The organism is Acinetobacter sp. CAU_H_S139_7, assembly GCF_058599305.1.
The window spans coordinates 1,240,159-1,260,097 of record NZ_CM178651.1 but is presented as its reverse complement, the minus strand read 5'-3'; the positions used below and the strand labels follow the sequence as shown (position 1 = coordinate 1,260,097).

Genomic DNA, 19,939 nt, shown 5'->3' with positions numbered 1-19,939 from the left:
TATTATAATAATGAGCCAATAAAGAAATGCACACGTATCGGATGACTATCATCAGAAATACCTGAAGCTACATCAATCCGAATGGGGCCTATCGGTGATGCCCAACGCACACCAAGACCAATACTGTATTCGGTGTCATTGCTAAAATCTGTATCATAAGCATTACCAAAGTCGCTGAATACTGCTGCACGCCAGCCTTCTTTAAATTGGTAATTGTATTCCATGGAGCCGACAGCTAAGGCTTGACCACCCACTTTAAAACCATCGACCACAGGTGACAAACTCTTGTAGTCAAAACCACGAATGCCTTGGTCTCCACCCGTGAAATAACGTAAGTTATAAGGGACTTTATTAAAGTCTGAGGTAAAGATATAACCGAGATCACCACGCCCAACAAACTGGTGATTATCATTTTCACCCAATGAATAGATAAAACGCCAACCCGCATTTACGATGGCCATATCTGCATCTGAAAGCAAGCTTTCGCTTCCCAGTTCAATTTTATAAGTTTGTTTAATTCCCTTACTTGGGTTTACACGCTTATCGCTATCGATTCTAGAAATTTCATAGCCCAATAAAAGCGACTCTTGCTCAGGGTCATTATTTGCAATAAATGCATCCGGCAAATCATCTACATTCGCCGAACCCTTTTGCGTTAATCGATCTAAACGGTAACGCACCCCATAGGTATGTTGCCAATTTCCCATTGGATTTTTAATGACACGGTCAGCCCCTGCAACAGCAGATTCAGTAAGCAAGTTTACGCCTTGTCCGATGTCATCTCGTTCTTCACGCTCATACCCCCCCACGAGACTGATATAATCATTTAGTGGATGTTTATATGGAATATTATAGCGACCATCGATAGATTGACGAATTTCTGAAAGTTCTAAGTTGGCATCAAAAGAGTGTCCACGCTGGTTCACAATCGCACGGCGATACTGTGTACGTAAACGAGCACCTGAGTCACTACCATAACCTGCCCCGACTTCTACACTATTTAACTGGTCTGCATTTAAAGTAACTTTAACAGGAATTACTTTTGTTTCCCGAGCTTCAAGTTTTAAACGCTCTTCTTCACTTTGTTTGGTTTCTTGTGCGGTGCGAAGCGCTGCTTGTGCTTGATTTTGCTCGGCATCATTGACACCGGCAAACTGTGCCTCACTGACCACAGACTGTGTCACTTCACGATTCGAAGCAACCTTCTTTTTCTCTTGAACCAAAACATCCTGACGAGAAAGTTGTTGATCATCGACCAACTGCTGTAAATCAGGCGGTAACTCACGGATTCCTTCAACCGGATCAGGTCGAACAGCATCTACCAAACTGTAGTTGAAGTAACGTGAGTTGGTCAAATTATTGGCCAAACCATTAACACGCCAAAAGGTATAGTCCGCGCCAGGCTCCCAAGTCACTAAACTTTGTAAAACATCTAAATCAATAGGCAGTGGTTTGCTTGGATCACTCATCACAAACTCAACACCGCCGAGTTTATAACGTTGACCTGTTTCATAACGTAAGTTAATGTCTGCCGTATTTTGCGGCTGCTCAACTTTCACATCATGTAAACGCCAGTAACTATCAAAAAAACCGTTATTGCTGGCCGCTTCATTAATTCGTGCTTTGGTCGACTCGTATAAGCCGTGGTGCAATACATCACCGATGTCTTGCTCCGGTAAGACTTTAATCACTTGGAACTGCGGTAAGTACTGACCTGCACCACTAAATTCGATATTTTGTTCTTCAATCCGTACAGGTGTATTCGGTACCACTTGAATGCGCACACGGTTACTGCTGGTTTTTTCAAACTTAAACTCAGCATTATAAAACCCGACGGCTTGAGCGGCTTGGTTGGAAAGTGAACGCAACTGTGGCAGTGCAGAAGGAAAGTCTTCAAAAGACTCTTCGGTAAAGCTAGAAACCTTGCCTTTGATATTTTCTTTTAGATTGACCAAAGCAGCCTGATACGCTTTATTGGATATCTCGCCTTCATATTTAGCATTAATGATTTCGACATCCGCACTGATCCGCGGAACTTTTGCAGTATCCAATTCTCTTGGTGGTCGAATTTTATAAAGCATGCGTTTAAAGAAATTAGGTTCTTTGGCAATTTGCTCTTCAGCACTCATGCCAAAATCTAAAGTATTTCCTTCCGTGTTGGCTTCTACTGAAATTTTACTGTCTGCTTGAATACTTTGCATCAGTTGATCAACATTGACCGGAGCTTGATTAATTTCCGCCATTTCCTGCTGAGTTGCATCGCTCAGCACCAACTCGGTCGTTTTACCACTTCGGTAAGCTTGAGCTTCTGCTTTCGCTTGCTCAGCCATCTGATAAATATCATTGGCCATACCTTGGTCAACTTGGACAGTTGGCAAGTCCTCAAGGCTATCAAACTCAATCGGTGCAAATTCGGGTAAATTTTTTAAAGCTGCCTGTTGCTGTTGCAACATTTGCATACTGTCCGGAACACTTGGCTGAACTACAGAATTTTCAACTTTTTTTAATTCGTCCGCGCTGCCCATACCTTGGCGAATTGCTTCTTTTTTAATGTCTTCAGTGAGTTGCGTAGAAGTTTGTGGCTCGACTTGTGCATTACTTGGTTCAATCGCAACGGAGGTTTCAGCCAAAGCCGCTTGTGACAAAAGCGTTAAAAAGATACTCAGACACAAATATTTATTGTTATGATGCCACGGTATGAAAGAATTCATACTCAATGAAAGAGTCGACTTTTTAAATTGTGTTTTGGCAAGCATAGAAAACTCTAAATTTATTTAATCGTTATGGATTTGCTCTAATGAATTGTCACAAAAGAACTGAAATCTATTGATTATTTTACCCAATTTCAGGTTTTAAATATCTTACATGATTTTATTGGACGTTTGAGCAATTAGTCACATTTCTTAATAAAACTTAATGCAGTGCAAAAAGCATGAAAAACAATGAACATCTATTAAGTACCCGTCGTTTTCTTCCCATGTTTATTACCCAATTTTTTGGTGCTTTAAACGACAATGTCTATAAACAAGCTTTGCTTTTAGTCATTACTTATGGATGGATTAATCAACAAGCTACAGATGTCAGTACCTTAAATAATTTGGCCGCGCTGTTATTTATTTTGCCTTACTTCATTTTTTCTGCAACCGCAGGACAAATTGCCGATAAGTTTGAGCGCTCACAACTCATTCGTGGCATCAAAGTTCTAGAAATTGTGATTATGCTCATCGGTTCCGCGGGTTTCTTATTGGGCAATTTATGGCTACTGCTCTTGGCTCTATTTATGATGGGCACACATTCCACCTTCTTTGGCCCCATTAAATACGCCATTTTACCTGAGATTCTAAAACCGAATGAACTCATGTCAGGCAATGCGCTATTTCAGTCGGGCACCTCCATTGCTATTTTAATCGGGATGATTTTGGGTGGCGCAGTTATTTCGGTTTCTCAAGGCAATCTTATTTGGATCAGCCTGACTGTCGTCATTATTGCCGTTTTGGGTTATCTCTCCAGCCGATTTATCTTAAAACAACAAGTCAGCTCACCCGACTTAAAAATTGACTGGAATTTCTTTAGAACCAGTTTTCAAACACTCAAATATGCCAAAAGCCTCCCCCTAATCTTTATGATTTTACTGGGAAATTCATGGTATTGGTTTTACGGTGCAACCTATCTCACCCAAATTCCACAGCTGACTCAACAAAACTTACATGCATCAGAAAATGTCGTCAGTCTTTTACTCACGTTCTTTTCTGTCGGGATTGGAGTCGGCTCCCTGCTGTGTCGTAGAATTGGTGGCTCTGAAGTGAATATTAAAATGGTGCCAATCGGTGCGATTGGGCTCACCCTATTTGCCTTTTACTTGGCTTTGAGTCTAGCTTTTGTACCTGAGCGTACAGGCGCGATGATGAATGTCGCGGATATGTTTAACCACGGTGCAATTTACTACCATGTCATGCTTGCGGTGACCTTGCTCGGCATCAGTGGTGGTTTTTATATTGTGCCGCTATACGCCATGATGCAAGCCTATTCACCGCGTTCACACCGTGCACGCGTTGTTGCCGCAAACAACATATTAAATGCGGTGTTTATGGTGTCTTCTGCTATATTTTCGATTATCATTTTAAGTGTTTTGAAGATTGATATTAAAATACTTTTCAGCATTACTGCTGTATTAAGTGCGGGCTTTACGCTGTGGTTGTTATATCGACTCAAACCCATGCTAAAAACTGTACAACCTGAGTTAGAGGACTAAAGTTATGCGTCATTACACTGGCATCGATAAATTTATCAATTCTTTTGATCAAGCCCTGCGTAGCTTAGTTCCAGGCACAACGTCTGCTCAACGTGAAAACCCAGGCAAGGCGGTCGAAACTCAACTCGCAGTGAGTGAAGCGCGTCATGTTGCAGGTTTAATGCGGGTCAACCATAGTGGTGAAGTCTGTGCGCAAGCGCTTTATCATGGGCAAGCATTAACCGCAAAATTGCCAAATGTACGCCGCGAAATGGAACAAGCCGCGATTGAAGAACAAGACCATCTTGCATGGTGTGAAGATCGCTTAAAAGAGCTAGACAGCCATACCAGTCTGCTTAATCCAATTTGGTACGGTTTATCCTTTGGTATGGGTGCAATCGCAGGCATCGCAGGTGATAAATATAGCTTAGGTTTTGTTGCAGAAACTGAACGCCAAGTGAGCCTGCACTTACAGCATCACATCAGCCAACTCCCTGCTCAAGATGACCGTTCTCGTAATATCCTTGTGCAAATGAATGAAGATGAATTGCATCACCGTGATACAGCCCTGAATGCTGGCGGTGTCGATTTACCGATTCCTGTCAAAATTACCATGACGGCTATTTCAAAACTCATGACCAAGACCAGTTATTTTATTTAAGCAAATATGCCTTACTCTTATAACAAAGCAGTGGTTATGCCACTGCTTTGTTATTGACTCTAATTTGCTTATTCCGCTGATATCGGCAGTAATAAAGTATTACCTACTTGCTTTAAATTCGCCGTATATTTTGATGCTAGTGATGGGTTGGATGGATAGCTTTTCCCATTGTACTTCAGTATGACCTGTCCTAAACCTCGGGTATAAACCGACAAATCACGCCAACCTTGGGTTTGGGTACTTAAGGCATAAATCGGTGTAGATGAAACAGTCATTTTGCTATGCGGTTGGAAACTCCCATCTGCAAGACCTTTAAAGACCAGCAACGTACAGCCACCTGAACCACACCACTCCATCCCACTTAATAGCACCACGGCGTCATCGATTCCGTCTTGGTTTAAATCATATAGGCTAGTTTGATAATCCGATTGATCTTGGGTATAGGCATGAACAGCTAGTTTTAACCCTTGTTTTTCAGTCGTTTGAGATACACTCGTTATATCCATAGCAGGTGTCGCTGTCGTTTTGGACGGAGTTGAATGACAGCCCGCTAAAAACATGGCTAAAGAAAGAGCACTCAAAATTTGTATTTTCATGAAAATAGCTCGCTGCGAATTATATTTTATAAGCATGTTAAGCCAGTTCAAGTGTCAATCACACTTCGATATGTTACTTGGCTTCCAAGCAGCTCACCGTTGGAAATGCATGTGTTTGATGCTGAAATGCAGCATCCTTCCACACATCAAACATTGGAATTTTAACGTCTAAAGCTAAAGGTAATTTTTTGGGATTGAACTGCATATGTTCTAAGTTTTCACCCCATGCAATCAAATCGACATCTAGTGAAATCTGATGCGATGGACGAATACGCCCAGATGTAGCTTCCATATTTTTCAGCAATACTGAAATATCGGTAACAGACAAAGACGATTTCAGCAAACAGGCTGCATTCCAATAATCTGCCCCAACCCCATCACGGCATGGAATTAAATAAATATTCGAAAATTGCAGTTGCCCAATTTTAGCAAGTTGCTCAGAGGCATATAAAAAATGTTGCTTTGGATTATTATTACTCGCCAGAGCTAGGGCGAAAATCGTTTCGGTGGCGTTCAAGACGAATTCCTACAGAATTTGCTTGCGCGATAATGGCAGGCTTACGGATGGTAATATTAATCGATTCAATCGCATGAAAGGTAGAAAAAAGTGCGTTGATGACCAATTTTGCTGCATGTTCAATCAGCTCAGGCTTAGCATCTTGAATGACCTTTGCTGCAATTTCACAAATTTCAGCATAATTTAAGGTATGGTCTAAGTCATCTGAGTTTGAAGCTTGTTCCAAATCTGTTTGAATAATCATATCCAACATTAAAGGCTGAATAATCTGACGTTCCCAGTTAAAGCAGCCAACCACTGTTTCAACCTTTAAGCCTTCAATGATAATTGCGTCCACATTATTACCTTTAACAGATTTTGACATTTTAATCCCTGACTTACGAAACCATGTTTCTCACCGCTTAAACAGGAAAGCATTTTTCAGTCCCTCTTTTAAAAGAAGGACTGAAAGGGATTTTTTGGTGAGTGTGCTTCAAAAGAACTTAGTTTTTTAACAACACATTTGGATCCATAGTTTGCACCATTTGCAAACGCTGGTCAGCATAGATGTCGGTATACGGTGCAAGGATGCGCATGAAACGATCGAAATACAGCATCTGTTTAAATAACAATGCAAAATCACGTGGGAAGCGAATACCGTGACGCTCGCCCACTACGACCATATCCATCATGATGTCATTCAAATCTGCTGGGTTTGAACTCAGCAATTCTTGCGGATCTGCCAATAACACACCACTGAATAAACGCTCAAGATCTGCAGCCAACACTTGTGTATCAATCTGTACCGCGGTCATGCCCATTTTCAGCATGTTTTCCGCCATGAGTACATAATCCGTTTTTTGTAAGGCATCCATAAAGGCGATACAAGCTGTCCACACTTCAGGTTTCAACTGCCCCACAATTCCAAAGTCAATAAAACCCACACGACCATCATCAAGCAACATTAGGTTTCCAGCATGTAAGTCAGCATGGAAGCTATTACACATCATCAAACTACCAAACCATGTATTCATGGCGGTAATCAGGACTTGGGATGGATCTTTACAGCGCTGTTTCACCACATTGAAATCGGTTAATGGCACACCGTAAAGACGCTGCATGGTGAGTACACGGCGAGTCGAATATTGGTGATAGACCTTAGGTGCCATCGCCTTATGGTTTTGCGTGATATTGAGATAGTTCACAAAGTCATCCAGATTACTGGCTTCTTCAATAAAATCGACTTCTCGAACCATGCGGGTTTTGATTTCTTCCACAATGTCTGCAAGAGATGCAAATTTGACTTTAGGCACTGCTTTTTCTAAAACCTTGGTTGCCCAGTGCAGAACATTTAAGTCGGTATAGAGAATGGTTTCTACACCCGGCTTTTGTACTTTAATCACCACATCTTCGCCCGTCACCAGCTTTGCGGCATGGACTTGGGCAATAGACGCTGAAGCTAACGGCGTTTCATCAATCGATGCAAAAATCTCAGACAGGTTTCGGCCTTCAAACTCAGACGCCAAAACCCCTTGTACATAACTAAACGGCAAAGATGGAGTTTGGTCTAAACAGCCTTGAAACTCTTCAACATATTCACGTGGAAAAAGTGAAGGTGTACTTGCAATAAACTGACCCAACTTGATATAGGTTGAACCCAAAGACTCAAAGGTTTCACGCATCAGTTTGGCATTACTTGGTTTTTCAGTCGCGTACTTAATACCCGCACGTGCTGCAATGACTGCTGTTTCCCCAACACGGGCAACAGAGCGCAGTCCATCTAAAAAGATATTGTTCTTCATAATATCGGTCAAAAATAAATTGTATTGAGTGTATCAAAGAATGAAAAAATTGTAGGCTTATCTTGCCTGACAAACGGGACAATCTGTATCTTTTTCGAAAGCAAGCAAACGTTGTTTCATACTTAAGCCATCCCAAAGCAACAGGCGTTGTTTGAGTGCGGTGACATTTAAACCCAAGTATAAAAGTGCATGATGCGCTTGAAGACTGGCCATCACGTTCGGCGTGGTAGCCAAAACACCTGAATCTGCACAGCGCAGGCTTTCATTCGCATGTTCTTCTTTCGGGAACAGACATTCATAGCAAGCGGACTCACCTTCCACCATAAACAGTTGCCCTTGAAAACCAATGGCCGATGCACTGATGAGTGGAACATTGGCCTCTTTACACTGCTGATTGACCAAATACCGTGTCGTAAAATTATCACAACCATCAAGGACTAAGTCTTGACCTGCAATTAAACTGGCTGCATTGGCTGAATCAAGTTTTACGGCATGCGCATGGACTTGGATGTAGGGATTGATCTGCTTTAAACGCTGGGCCAAAACCTCTGCTTTATAAAAACCGACATTGTTTTCTACATAGGCAATCTGTCTTTGAAGATTGCTTACTTCGATGGTATCAGCATCAATCAGAGTGATTTGCCCTACACCAGCACGTGCCAATAACTCCGCAGTCATACAACCAATACCACCACAGCCAACAATGAGTACATTGGCCAACTTTAATTTTTCTTGTGCCTCTATATCCCAACCGTCCAATAAAATCTGACGACTATAGAGATGCATTTCAGCATTACTGAGTTCTAGACTTTCATCTAACTCGTCCATGATTCAGCCTTTTGCTAAAGAAAATGTTGATGGCGAATTATACCCATGAAACCAACGTTAGCTATGCACAAATTCAATAAATGCGATGTGCTTTAGATGGCTCAACTTTTTCACTTTTAAATTACAGAGATTGAATCATAGTAGTTGCCTAGTTAAATTTACTTAGGCTATTTATACATCTAACTATGTTTAGAGCAGTGTTCCCACAGGTCACTATAAATGGATCAAAGAAAAGCCAGCCTATTTAGAACTGACTGGCTTTAACTCGAACTAGATTTCAACAAAAAATATGATACGCGAAAATGTCATCTGCAACCTGCATGATCTAAGCAAGATAATGTTTCTTCGATATCTTTTAATAAATCCAAGAAAAGAACAGGTTTTGCAGGTGACCATGGTTTTGCCTACTTTTGCCGAAACACAAGTAGGGCGAGCCGCAGGCTAATGATGAAATTGGATGAAAATTTGATAAAACTCCGCCAAGATAATTTTCTTCAATCGGTTAGATCAACAATTACGTCGAATTCGAGTTCCCCTTAAGACCCTTTTATTTGTAAATTAAATGGCAGCTTGTAAGGTTTGTATCTTTGCCACTTCTTGCTGTTTCAGTAAATTACGTTGAATTTTGCCACTCGACGTTTTCGGCAAACTTTCAACAAACTCTATTTCTTTCGGATACGTATGTTTAGATAAACGTGAGCGCACATAGGCTTGGAGTTTGCCATCCAATTCCTTAGATGCTTGGTACTGTGGTTTCAGCACCACAAAAGCTTTCACCACTTCCGTACGCTCTGGATCAGGCTTACCAATCACAGCTGACTCGAGTACTTCCGCACACTCAAGCAAAGTACTTTCGACATCAAAAGGTCCGACTCGATAGCCTGACGTTGTAATGACATCGTCAGCACGTCCAACAAAGTCGATACCACCAATTTCATTGAGCTTGACCGTATCACCTGTTAAATAATACTGTCCCACAAAGGACTTTCGATTATTGCCACCATAGCCCTTAAACCATGTCAGTGGTGACTGGCTAAAGTCTATCGCTAATGTTCCAATTTCACCGCACTTCACTTCTTGGTGATTCGCATCAAGTACAGCAAAGCGGTGTCCGGGATTGGCAAAGCCTGCCGACCCGACTTTTTTCTCATGCTCCAATGCATGATGGTTGGCAATCACCATGCCCAATTCAGTTTGTCCATATTGGTCATAGATGTTGACGTTCAGATCATTATTGAACCAATGAATCACTTCTGGGGTCAAAGGCTCACCCGCACTACTGACGGCGCGTAAATGGGTCTTAATGGAAGGATCAAACTTTTCTTTAAAACCAAAGAACATCCGAAAAGCTGTAGGCGAACCCGTTAAGTTACTGACGCGATACTTTTTAATGACTTCAACTGCATGATCGACGCTAAATGTACGCTCATCCATAATGATGCTATGCCCCAAACTGAGCGGGCCTGTAATGCCGTAGTACAACCCATAAGCCCAGCCCGGATCGGCTAAGTTCCAGAAAGAATCATCTTCTCTTAAATCGACTGCATGTTGCATATAGCCCTTAAAAGCCAAAACCGCTTTTAAAGGGACAGGCACTGATTTGGCCAAACCTGTGGTGCCTGAGGTAAACATCATCAGGAAATCATCATCAAAGCTACGCAAAACAGCTTCACACTGATCGGACTGTTGTTTGACCTCTTGCCAAAAATCAGCTTCATTACTAGTTAAGTTTGTTCCCGCATTTACTGTAAGGATATGTTTGACTTCAACGTGATTTAATTTTGGACGTTGCTCTGCATTGATCACAATCAACTTGGTGTTCGCAGTTAAAACTCGATGTTCAATCGCCTTCGACTCAAAAGCAGTAAACAAAGGCTGATAAATCGCACCGATCCGCCATGTTGCTAAAATCGTAATCAGCAGTTCAGGCGTACGCGGTAACAGCCCTGCGATACAGTCCCCCACTTGAATCCCGATCTTTTTAAAATAATTTGCCAACTGTGCTGAGGCAACATCGAGCTGTTCAAAACTCCATTGCTCTGACTCACCATTTTTTCCTTCCCAGATGAGTGCTGTTTTTTGTAACCCGACATAACGCTGACAGCACTCAATATAGGCATTTATTGCATTGGGTTGGCCGACCAATTGTTCCTGAATCAGTTGCTCATAGTTAAATTCTTGGTGGGCTTGTTCTAATGTCTTCATCACGACAACCTCGTATTATCCATTTTTTTAAGGCCAAATCCACTTTGGCCGTCCATGTTCTTTATCGTTTTAAGCGTTGAACTGACCTCATTGTCAGTTCTATATTATTTGAAAACCTAGAGCAGCTCAGCTGCTCTATTTAATGACTGTACTTAACCGCTGTACCTAGATAACCATGTTTTAAATGCACCTACAATTTCCAAATCCCTCAATGAAAGTGCAGGCTTTGAACATCGACCAAGGTCTAAAACTGAGTCGACTTAAACCTTGGTGACTTCACGTGCAATGACAAGACGCTGGATATCAGATGCCCCTTCATAAATCTGGCTCACACGGACGTCCCTATAAATTCGTTCAACAGGAAAATCTGAAACATAGCCATAGCCACCATAAATTTGAATAGCATCAGAACAAACACGCTCTGCCATGGTTGAGGCAAACAGTTTGGCCATAGAGGCTTCTTTTAAACATGGCAATCCTGCATCCTTCAAAGCGGCTGCATGGAAAATTAACTGACGTGCCGCTTCAATTTGCGTCGCCATATCGGCTAAACGAAAAGCAACTGCCTGATGTTGTACAATTTCAACACCAAAGGCTTTACGGTCATTGGCATATTCAACCGCAGCATCTAAAGCGGCACGAGCCATACCCACTGATTGGGCTGCAATACCGATACGTCCCGACTCCAAATTTGAAAGCGCAATTTTATAGCCTTCGCCTTCAGCACCTAGCAAATGATCTGCCGGAATGCGGCAGTTCTCCAAAACAATGGTTGCCGTATCCGAACAGTGCTGCCCCATCTTTTCTTCTATACGAGAGACAATATAGCCTTCGGTATCGGTTGGGACTAAAAAGCAAGAAATACCTTTCTTCCCCGCAGCTTTGTCTGTGACTGCAAAAACCAAAGCGACTTGTGCATGCTTTCCTGTGGTAATAAATTGTTTGGTTCCATTCAGCACCCACTCATCGCCCTCACGAACAGCTTTACACTCCAACGCACCTGCATCTGATCCTGCTTGTGGTTCAGTGAGACAAAAGCACCCCAACCACTCACCTGTGGCAAGCTTGCTTAAATATTTCTGCTTTTGCGCATCAGTTCCATAACGCTGGGTAATGCCACACGGCAGTGAGTTTTGCACACTGACAATGGTCGAAATCGCACCGTCACCTGCTGCAATCTCCTCAAGTGCCACCACCAGTGAAATATAATCTAAGCCTGCACCACCCCACTCAGGTGAAACAGTCATACCCAAAGCACCTAACTCACCCAGCTCTTTAAGTTCTTGCGCAGGAAACTGTGCGGTTTTGTCACGTTCAGCTGCAGTTGGCTTCAGTTTTTCCTGCGAATAACTACGCAGCATATCCTGAACCATTTTTTGTTCTTCATTTAAAAGCATTAGATATCCTTTTCTATATCAATTATATTCAGTTCAAAATTTCTACTATTTACAGCATTTGGATAGATGTGACGGCGACATGGATGTCGCCTCCGAAACTGAGATACAAGGATGTATCTTCAGTTTCGAAAAGGATTTTTGTTTCTTTTGATCCTTCAAAAGAAAATGAATACGGACACAACGCTATTTTAATTCGATTAGAAATTTGTAGCTCTGTACAGATCATCATTTTCTATAAAAATCTAACTTATTTAGGCTGCATACGAATCGCGCCATCTAAACGAATCACTTCACCATTCAAATAACTATTTTCAAAAATATGCCCCACAAGCTGAGCAAACTCTTGAGGTTTTGCCAACCGCTTCGGAAATGGCACCATTTCACCCAACGCATCTTGTACATTTTGCGGCATCGCCTTCAACATTGGCGTTTCCATAATGCCTGGAGCAATGGTCATCACTCGAATTTTCGCACGTGCTAGTTCACGTGCCAGCGGTAAAGTCATTGAAACCACAGCGCCCTTAGAGGCTGCATAAGCGGTCTGGCCAATTTGTCCGTCATAGGCTGCAACCGAAGCTGTATTCACAATCACTCCGCGTTCTTCTTCACCAGCTTGAAGTTCATATTTCGCGATTAACTGCGCAGCAAAACGCAGCATATTAAAAGTACCTGAGACATTGATGTTTAATACTTTTTGGAATAACGCCAGCTCATGAATACCATCACGACCCAACACTTTGGCTGAAGGTGCTACACCTGCACAGTTCACCAAACCATTCAACTGTGCATATTCCACCTCGACTTCTTGGAAGAAACTTTGCACAGCGTGCTCATCAGTAACATCAAGGCTTTTAAACTGAGCATTTTCACCCAACTCATGCTGTAGCTCTGCACCTAAAGCTTGGTTCATATCCACCAAAATGACTTTCGCACCTTGCCCAATCAAATGACGTGCTGTTGCTGCGCCTAAACCCGATGCTCCACCCGTGACGACAAAAACCTTTCCTTGAATCTTCATTTATTTTTCCTTGTATGATTGAATGCTACGACTTAAGAAGAAATGTAAACACAGAAGCACTTGAGTACAATTTCCAAATATTGCATCTTCCATGATGGTTTTGGACAATGCTCAAAATGCACACTAAAAATATGGAAGCCACTATGACTGCATCGGAACATGCAAACGCCCAGAAAGATTCCATTTCAATTGCTTTGGTACACGAAGCATTGTTTGAAGCTGAAAAGCAGGGATATGCAGTTGCTGATATTTTGAAAAATGCAGGCATCAATAGCGAATTGTTAAGTGCGACAAAAGCACGGGTCTCAGTCAATCAATATGCACAGCTCTGGACTGAACTGGCCAATGTGATGAATGATGAATTTTTTGGGATGGATCGCCATGCTATGCGCCGTGGCAGCTTTCAGTTTTTATCTAAATCACTGTTACACACCACCCAGCTAGACCAAGCCATTCAACATATTTTGCAGTTTATGAATTTGGTGTTAGACGACTTTAGCAGTCAGCTCATGGTGCAAGAACATTATGCCTATATTGTGATTTATGAACGACTACAGCCCAAGCGCATGTTTAGTTACGCAACTTACATCATGCTAATTCATGCCCTAATGTGTTGGCTGGTTGGGCAACGAGTGATTTTGAATCAAATTCAACTCAAATGTGATACACCTACAGATGACATCGATTACAAAGTTCGTTTTTGTGAAAATATCCAGTATCAAATGGCTGAAAATTATATTCAGTTCGATGCAAATTATTTAAAAATGCCCATAAAACAGGACAGTAAATCGTGGTATCAATTTATTCAACAAACCCCACATATTTTACTGACTCGTTATAAAAACCCACATTCAACCAGTGCCCAAATTCGTCGCTATTTAATGCAAGAACCCCCGATACAGTGGCTTGAACTGTCTGAAATTGCCCATCATTTCAATATGTCTGAGGCGACTATTCAACGGCGACTGAAAAGTGAAGGTTTCAGTTATCAACAGCTCAAAAATGATATACGCCGTGATATGGCGATTGAGCTGCTCAGTAACAGCCAAGTATCATTACAAGACATTAGCACTGAACTCAATTTTCATGATCCGAGTGCTTTCCATCGTGCTTTTAAAAAGTGGACTGGGGTCAGCCCTGGCGCTTATCGTCAAAATAAGGACGCTTAACTTAGACCGATTGATATAGGTGACAATGAGACGCGCATGCTCTTTCCACATAACAAATAACCCACCCATACCATTCTCTCGTTAAAGGAAACCTCAACATTCTATTGTTCTGGGTTCGGTTTTGATTGGCCAAATGAAATGTCAACAGAGCTTATAAATTAAATTGAATTTTTGATGCTCACTCATCGGAAAATCAGGGTGCTGTCGCACTTTGTCACTGACTTAAAAAAATTACCTGCCATAGTGATCTCGTCATATTGTTTTACACAATATTGAATAAAAACATCATGGAGGGAACACATGAGCACCCAATTAAATAAAAACTTAATGAAAAATATCGGATGGTTATCATTATTGCTGTGCAGTCAGCAAGCGATAGCAGACTCATACATTTATGTGACCAATACCACCCCTGAAACGGTATCCGTCAATATTAATCATCACGGTACACGCACCTTAACTCAAGGGAGTCAATGGGCTCAAGAAGCCACCCAAATTGCACCTTATGAAACCAAACGTGTACTGCGTTTTAACCGTTATACTGGGGTAAAGTCAGGTCAAACTTATAATTTTGATACCGTGATTACAGGCGGTGGTTCAAGTGTCACCCTGAAGCAATCTATGACCGGCACTTGGTCTGGCAGTGATATTAAACACTCTGCATCTGGTAGTGATTTTTCTGCACCATGGTTTAACGATCGGAACATTCAGCGTTTCAACACCAATTATGCAGGAAAAGCGGCGCAGACCGCTTTTAAAGCTGAATACACTGGTGGTTATGACGACTTCCACTACACTATCCATCAAAATACCGTGCCAGAACCCGTTGCCAGTAGTGCCGATGAGTTTAAAGTTTTAACCTACAATATTTATGCTCTTCCTTTAGTAGCAAGTAAAATTGATTCACGTTTAGAACAACTGCCGCAAAACCTAAAAGGCTACGACGCGATCTTGTTCCAAGAAACCTTTGCTTCTGGTCGTACTGCCATGTTGGCCAAATTAGCGCAGGAATATCCGTACCAAACTTATATTCCAATCGGTTCAGGTTTCAATATCTATGACAGCGGCATATTGGTTGCAAGTCGTCATCCTATTGTAAAAACGGATCATTTTATTTACCCGAGCTGTACAGGGATTGACTGTTTTGCCGATAAAGGCGTGATTTATGTTGAAATCCTCAAGAATGGCAAAGCCTATCATGTGACCTCCACGCATACCGCATCGTTTGATACCGACGCGGCACGTGATATGCGCCAGCAACAATTTAAGCAAATCCGCGCTTTGGTCGATAAGCAAAATATCCCGTTATTTGATGCGGTACTCATGGGCGGTGACTTTAATGTCAATAAACTACTGTGGCCGCAAGATTATGCGCAAATGCAAATCAACTTGAATGGTACGGTACCAGTCAGCACTGGATATACCGAATCGACCTTCGATCCACGAGTGAATAAACTCGCAGGTGCAGGACTCACGGGCGGCTCTACCGTAGAATATTTAGACTATGTAGTGTCATCCAATAACCACCGTCAGCCTATGCAAGCACGTAATGATGTCCGTATTCTTCGCTCGGCTGCCGCCCCCGTATTTATGACTTGGGACTTATCTGACCACTTCCCAGTAATGGGTCAATTCCAATACAACCCATAAGGAGGAATAATGAAGCGCTTTGGGCTTATCGCTTTGGTGCTGAGTGTATTGGTAATCGGTGTGGTGATATGGTTGGGCCTTGGCTCATCATATGCCACATCGGGTCAAACTCAGGCATCCTCACCGTCCCTTACAGAGACTGCTCAACCCAGCAGTTTGCAAGAGAAGCTTGCCGCTGCAAACAATGACGAGTCAAGAATGCAGCAACAACAGCAACAAGAATCCATCCAAAAAATGATTCAACACTTTCAAAAAAACCCGGGCAATATCACACAATTATTAAACCAGTTACAACAAAACTGCCCTGATACCAACTGTCAGGCATTATTAAAACAGGTATTGGACGAATATCCAGATCAACAGTTTGCTCAAACTTTAAAACAATTGATAGAACGCCTACCACTGTACGAAAAAGAAATGCAAGCTAAAACCATGTCCACACAAATGACACCGCAACAGCGTTATCAGGAGATTTGGAACTTACGTGAGCAGACTTTAGGTAAGCAAGAAACCCAACTCGGCTTTGCTGAAGAAAAAGAGTTTGCCAGCTATCAGTTTGCTTAGCACCGCACATGACCTTACAACAACGACTGAGTGAACTTGCGCAATTACAGCAACAATACAAAAACCCGAGCAAAAATATTGATGGTCAAAGTGGTAGTTACGATAAAGCCCTTAAATTGGCTTTAATTGGCGTCACCGACCCAATGCAGCAACAAGAAATTACCCAACAAATTCGTAACAGCTACTTTTCAGGCAAAGAAGCAGCGCAGTTGGCTGAACGCGAACAACAAGTCGCTCGACAACAACAACAGATCGCCAGTTATCAATCTGAGCTTGCTGCTCTCAACCAAGAAATGAACCAGCAAAAACAAAACTTAGCTGAAAGTGCATGGCAGCAGCAATATCAACTCCGTCTAGAACAACTGAGGCAAAAACACTTTAACTAGTGGCTTAAACGTTCATCATTCTCCACATCAAACAAAGACAGCTAAAGCAAGGTGATATACCTCATGTTGCTTTAGCATGTCCTTATAAATTGCAATTCCACAATGTTTTGAGTTCGCATCAGTGATGCGTAAAATAAAGACCATTGCAACGATAATATTAATAAATTATTATAATTCAACATCTTAAATAAAAATAAAAGAACTTTTTGATTAAAACTCCACAATATTTCACATTGAATACTTCTTTTTGATCGATCCGAGTCCATTGGAACAATAGTGTAAAATGTAAACAGGCACTCGATTTAATAAATTTAAGCTTTTCATTCACTTAACAAATCCATCTTTCATTTATCGGAATCTATTTGCAAAATATTCCAAAATAGATTACTTTTCACCCACTTTTAAAGCATTTTTAATGCTTATTTTCGGCTGTACTCCCCCTGTTTAATCACCTTATTTCTTTTAAAGGTTATGACATGCTTAAAATGATTGATGTTCTCGATCAACGTCTGGTGCAAAACTTTACTCAAGCTTTGCAGTCTCCTACCCCACAATTTGAAGAGCAACTGGGTCAAGGTATTCTCAATGCATCAGACCTTGAATTAAATCATGCTGTTACTGCATTTTTTAATGAAGTTAATGCGATTGAAGCTGCTCAAGCGTTGGATATTAGCGCTGACCGTATTCAAGCCCTTCAGTTAGGTGCATCGTTTAAAGATGAACAATATTTAGCTGATCTAAAGAAAATTGTGACACTTTGTCTTGCACTTGAAACTGATGCTTTAGAGCAAGTTGAAGTGTTTGACAGTTTACAAGACTATCCAATGTAAGCTTGCACCCCCCTTAAAAAAGCGACTATTACAGTCGCTTTTTTACATTCAAAATGAATGATTTAGTTATGCAATTTTCATATAAGAAGAAATTATTCTATGCTTTTTGGAAGTTATTCTATACTCCAAAAACTGCACATAGCTCAACCAAGTTATTAAAATTCAGATAGTTAAACCAAGACCACCCGTTTATTTCAATTTAATATTTTGTTATCCATTTTTCTTTTTTTATTTTTCGCATCCATAAGGTTAAAAGAACCCACAAATGAACTTATTTAAATGATACAACATGAAAAACTTTAAACTACTGAGCACTTCACTGATTTTAAGTCTGATCGGTTCTTATGCCAATGCCGCTATTCCAAACACGCTCAAACTTGATTATGCCTACTACGCACCAACCAGCCTCGTAGTCAAAGAACAAAAGCTCTTAGAAAAGGCCTTACCTAAAACTGAAATTAAATGGGTATTTAGCCAAGGAAGTAACCGCTCGTTGGAATATTTAAATAGCGGCAGTGTCGATTTTGCTTCAACCGCAGGACTTGCAGCCGTACTCAGTCGTGCCAACGGCAGTCCGATAAACACCGTTTATATCCAAAGCCAACCCGAATGGACCGCTTTGGTGGTTGCTAAAAACTCCCAAATTAAAAGTTTAAAAGACTTAAAAGGAAAGAAAATTGCCGCGACCAAAGGCACAGACCCTTTTCTGTTTACCTTACAAGCGCTGGATACAGTGGGTCTAAATAAACGTGATGTTCAACTGGTTCATTTACAACATCCAGATGGCAAAACAGCTTTAGAACGTGGTCAAGTCGATGCTTGGGCAGGCTTAGATCCCTTGATGGCATCCGCACAAGTGCAATCTGGCGCAAAACTGCTGTATCGAAATATTGGGTTTAACAGTTATAGCGTACTCAGTGTCAAAGAGTCTTTTACTCAGCAAAGTCCCGAAGCCATTGAAGCAGTGATTAAAGCTTATGAGCAAGCACGTAAATGGGCAAAAGCCAATCCAGAGAAACTGGCGGAGTTATTGGCACGCGAGTCCAAACTTCCGTTGAATGTCGCAAAATTACAATTAAGCCGTACCAACTTTGATCAAAACATTCCGTCAGCCAAACAGATTGTCGCATTACAAAAGTCTGGCGGTATTTTGAATGAAGAAAACTTAGTTCGTAAAGGCACCAATGTTAATCAAGTCGTGACTCAGTTGTTTAAACCACAATATCCACAAAAGGTTGTAAGCAAATAATGACCAAGTCAGTCGCGAGCTCTTTCAGCCCTATTGTAGTGAAAAAGAGTTCCTCATTTCAGTTGAAATTGAAGAGTGTTCTCAAAGCGATCACCCTTCCAGCGCTCTTACTGATTGCTTGTGAATATCTAGTCCGTGCTGGTTTTATTGAACCTTATTTATTGCCTGCTCCCAGTAGTCTATGGCAAACCTTTCTAGATTTATGGCAGGCAGATTTATGGATGCATGTCTGGACCAGTACATGGCGGGTGTTTTTAGGATTTCTTATTGGGAGTGCTCTGGCTTTAATGTTTGCGATTTTGGTGGGACTCAATAAACAGGTTGAAGCGTTTTTAGAACCCAGTTTTTCAGCGATTAAATCCATCCCGAGCTTAGCGTGGATTCCTCTACTTTTACTGTGGTTGGGAATTGATGAAGCATCGAAAATTACCCTAATTGCGATTGGCGCATTTTTTCCGACCTATACCAACACTGTCGCAGCGATTAAAGGGGTTGATCGCAAGCTCATCGAAGTCGCACGAGTCTATCGACTGAAGTACTGGCAGCAAGTGCAACAGATTATTTTGCCTGCGGCATCTCCGGGGATCTTAACGGGACTGCGCAACAGTTTAAGTTTGGCATGGATGTTTATGATTGCAGCAGAACTCATTGCAGCGACACAAGGCATAGGCTACTTACTGAGTGATGGCCGAGAAACTTCACGTCCTGATATTGTGATCTTAGCGATTATTCTTTTAGCCGTGCTCGGAAAATTCAGTGATAGCATCATGAAAGCCATCGAGACTTGGCTACTACGTTGGCGTGACGTATTTGGAACATAAGGTAGAAAAAATAAAAGCGCATCGAATGCGCTTTTA

18 protein-coding genes are annotated in these 19,939 nt (G+C 41.6%); 9 read left to right on the top strand and 9 right to left on the bottom strand.

Annotation, left to right across the window (positions count from 1 at the left end):
- Positions 1–2: 2 nt before the first annotated feature.
- Positions 3–2,756 carry an autotransporter assembly complex protein TamA gene (locus AC4MC0_RS06185; RefSeq protein ID WP_491887375.1) on the bottom strand — a complete coding sequence of 918 codons (2,754 nt, stop codon included), beginning with the start codon at positions 2,754–2,756 and terminating at the stop codon, positions 3–5.
- Between the two features lie 176 nt (positions 2,757–2,932).
- Here AC4MC0_RS06185 and AC4MC0_RS06180 point away from each other — a divergent pair, with 176 nt between their 5' ends.
- Both AC4MC0_RS06180 and coq7 read left to right on the top strand, forming a co-directional pair.
- Positions 2,933–4,252 carry an MFS transporter gene (locus AC4MC0_RS06180; protein ID WP_178928211.1) on the top strand — a complete coding sequence of 440 codons (1,320 nt, stop codon included), beginning with the start codon at positions 2,933–2,935 and terminating at the stop codon, positions 4,250–4,252.
- A 4-nt stretch (positions 4,253–4,256) separates the two neighbouring features.
- Positions 4,257–4,892, top strand: coding sequence for a 2-polyprenyl-3-methyl-6-methoxy-1,4-benzoquinone monooxygenase (coq7, locus tag AC4MC0_RS06175; RefSeq protein ID WP_004696505.1), 636 nt, complete (start codon positions 4,257–4,259; stop codon positions 4,890–4,892).
- A gap of 68 nt (positions 4,893–4,960) precedes the next feature.
- Here the strand turns inward: coq7 and AC4MC0_RS06170 are convergent, their stop codons facing one another.
- The 8 genes from AC4MC0_RS06170 to AC4MC0_RS06135 form a co-directional block, all read right to left on the bottom strand.
- On the bottom strand, positions 4,961–5,488 hold the full coding sequence (locus tag AC4MC0_RS06170; protein ID WP_491887374.1) for a COG3650 family protein: 528 nt from the start codon (positions 5,486–5,488) through the stop codon (positions 4,961–4,963).
- A 73-nt stretch (positions 5,489–5,561) separates the two neighbouring features.
- Positions 5,562–6,005 carry a 2-amino-4-hydroxy-6-hydroxymethyldihydropteridine diphosphokinase gene (locus tag AC4MC0_RS06165; protein WP_491887373.1) on the bottom strand — a complete coding sequence of 148 codons (444 nt, stop codon included), beginning with the start codon at positions 6,003–6,005 and terminating at the stop codon, positions 5,562–5,564.
- Entirely contained in the window at positions 5,962–6,342 is a 381-nt protein-coding gene (folB, locus tag AC4MC0_RS06160) for a dihydroneopterin aldolase (protein WP_010327015.1), read from the bottom strand. The genes AC4MC0_RS06165 and folB overlap by 44 nt, the downstream gene beginning before the upstream one ends.
- A 145-nt stretch (positions 6,343–6,487) precedes the next feature.
- On the bottom strand, positions 6,488–7,786 hold the full coding sequence (locus AC4MC0_RS06155; RefSeq protein WP_279043101.1) for an ABC1 kinase family protein: 1,299 nt from the start codon (positions 7,784–7,786) through the stop codon (positions 6,488–6,490).
- 57 nt (positions 7,787–7,843) lie between these two features.
- The gene (locus AC4MC0_RS06150) at positions 7,844–8,614 is read right to left on the bottom strand and encodes a HesA/MoeB/ThiF family protein (RefSeq protein ID WP_335998895.1); all 771 of its coding nucleotides are present in this window, start codon (positions 8,612–8,614) and stop codon (positions 7,844–7,846) included.
- 558 nt (positions 8,615–9,172) lie between these two features.
- Complete coding sequence (locus tag AC4MC0_RS06145) at positions 9,173–10,819, bottom strand: AMP-binding protein (RefSeq protein WP_335998896.1); 1,647 nt, start codon at positions 10,817–10,819, stop codon at positions 9,173–9,175.
- 260 nt (positions 10,820–11,079) lie between these two features.
- Positions 11,080–12,216, bottom strand: coding sequence for an acyl-CoA dehydrogenase family protein (locus AC4MC0_RS06140; protein ID WP_078389332.1), 1,137 nt, complete (start codon positions 12,214–12,216; stop codon positions 11,080–11,082).
- A gap of 247 nt (positions 12,217–12,463) precedes the next feature.
- Positions 12,464–13,234 (bottom strand): 3-hydroxyacyl-CoA dehydrogenase, encoded by a 771-nt coding sequence (locus AC4MC0_RS06135; protein ID WP_335998899.1) that lies wholly within the window; start codon positions 13,232–13,234, stop codon positions 12,464–12,466.
- A 143-nt stretch (positions 13,235–13,377) separates the two neighbouring features.
- Here AC4MC0_RS06135 and AC4MC0_RS06130 point away from each other — a divergent pair, with 143 nt between their 5' ends.
- The 7 genes from AC4MC0_RS06130 to AC4MC0_RS06100 all read left to right on the top strand — a co-directional run bounded on the left by AC4MC0_RS06130 (position 13,378) and on the right by AC4MC0_RS06100 (position 19,903).
- Entirely contained in the window at positions 13,378–14,403 is a 1,026-nt protein-coding gene (locus AC4MC0_RS06130; RefSeq protein ID WP_491887372.1) for an AraC family transcriptional regulator, read from the top strand.
- Between the two features lie 327 nt (positions 14,404–14,730).
- Complete coding sequence (locus AC4MC0_RS06125) at positions 14,731–16,053, top strand: sphingomyelin phosphodiesterase (RefSeq protein ID WP_491887503.1); 1,323 nt, start codon at positions 14,731–14,733, stop codon at positions 16,051–16,053.
- A 9-nt stretch (positions 16,054–16,062) separates the two neighbouring features.
- Positions 16,063–16,617, top strand: a complete 555-nt coding sequence (locus AC4MC0_RS06120; RefSeq protein WP_491887371.1) for a hypothetical protein — start codon at positions 16,063–16,065, stop codon at positions 16,615–16,617.
- 8 nt (positions 16,618–16,625) lie between these two features.
- Positions 16,626–17,003: a hypothetical protein gene (locus AC4MC0_RS06115; RefSeq protein ID WP_491887370.1), complete on the top strand. Its 378-nt coding sequence runs from the start codon at positions 16,626–16,628 to the stop codon at positions 17,001–17,003.
- A gap of 476 nt (positions 17,004–17,479) precedes the next feature.
- Positions 17,480–17,833: a hypothetical protein gene (locus AC4MC0_RS06110; protein ID WP_026056476.1), complete on the top strand. Its 354-nt coding sequence runs from the start codon at positions 17,480–17,482 to the stop codon at positions 17,831–17,833.
- Between the two features lie 289 nt (positions 17,834–18,122).
- Positions 18,123–19,082: an aliphatic sulfonate ABC transporter substrate-binding protein gene (locus AC4MC0_RS06105; RefSeq protein WP_491887369.1), complete on the top strand. Its 960-nt coding sequence runs from the start codon at positions 18,123–18,125 to the stop codon at positions 19,080–19,082.
- A complete protein-coding gene (locus tag AC4MC0_RS06100; protein ID WP_490753058.1) occupies positions 19,082–19,903 on the top strand; it encodes an ABC transporter permease in 822 nt (273 codons plus the stop codon). The genes AC4MC0_RS06105 and AC4MC0_RS06100 overlap by 1 nt, the downstream gene beginning before the upstream one ends.
- The last annotated feature ends 36 nt before the right edge of the window (positions 19,904–19,939 follow it).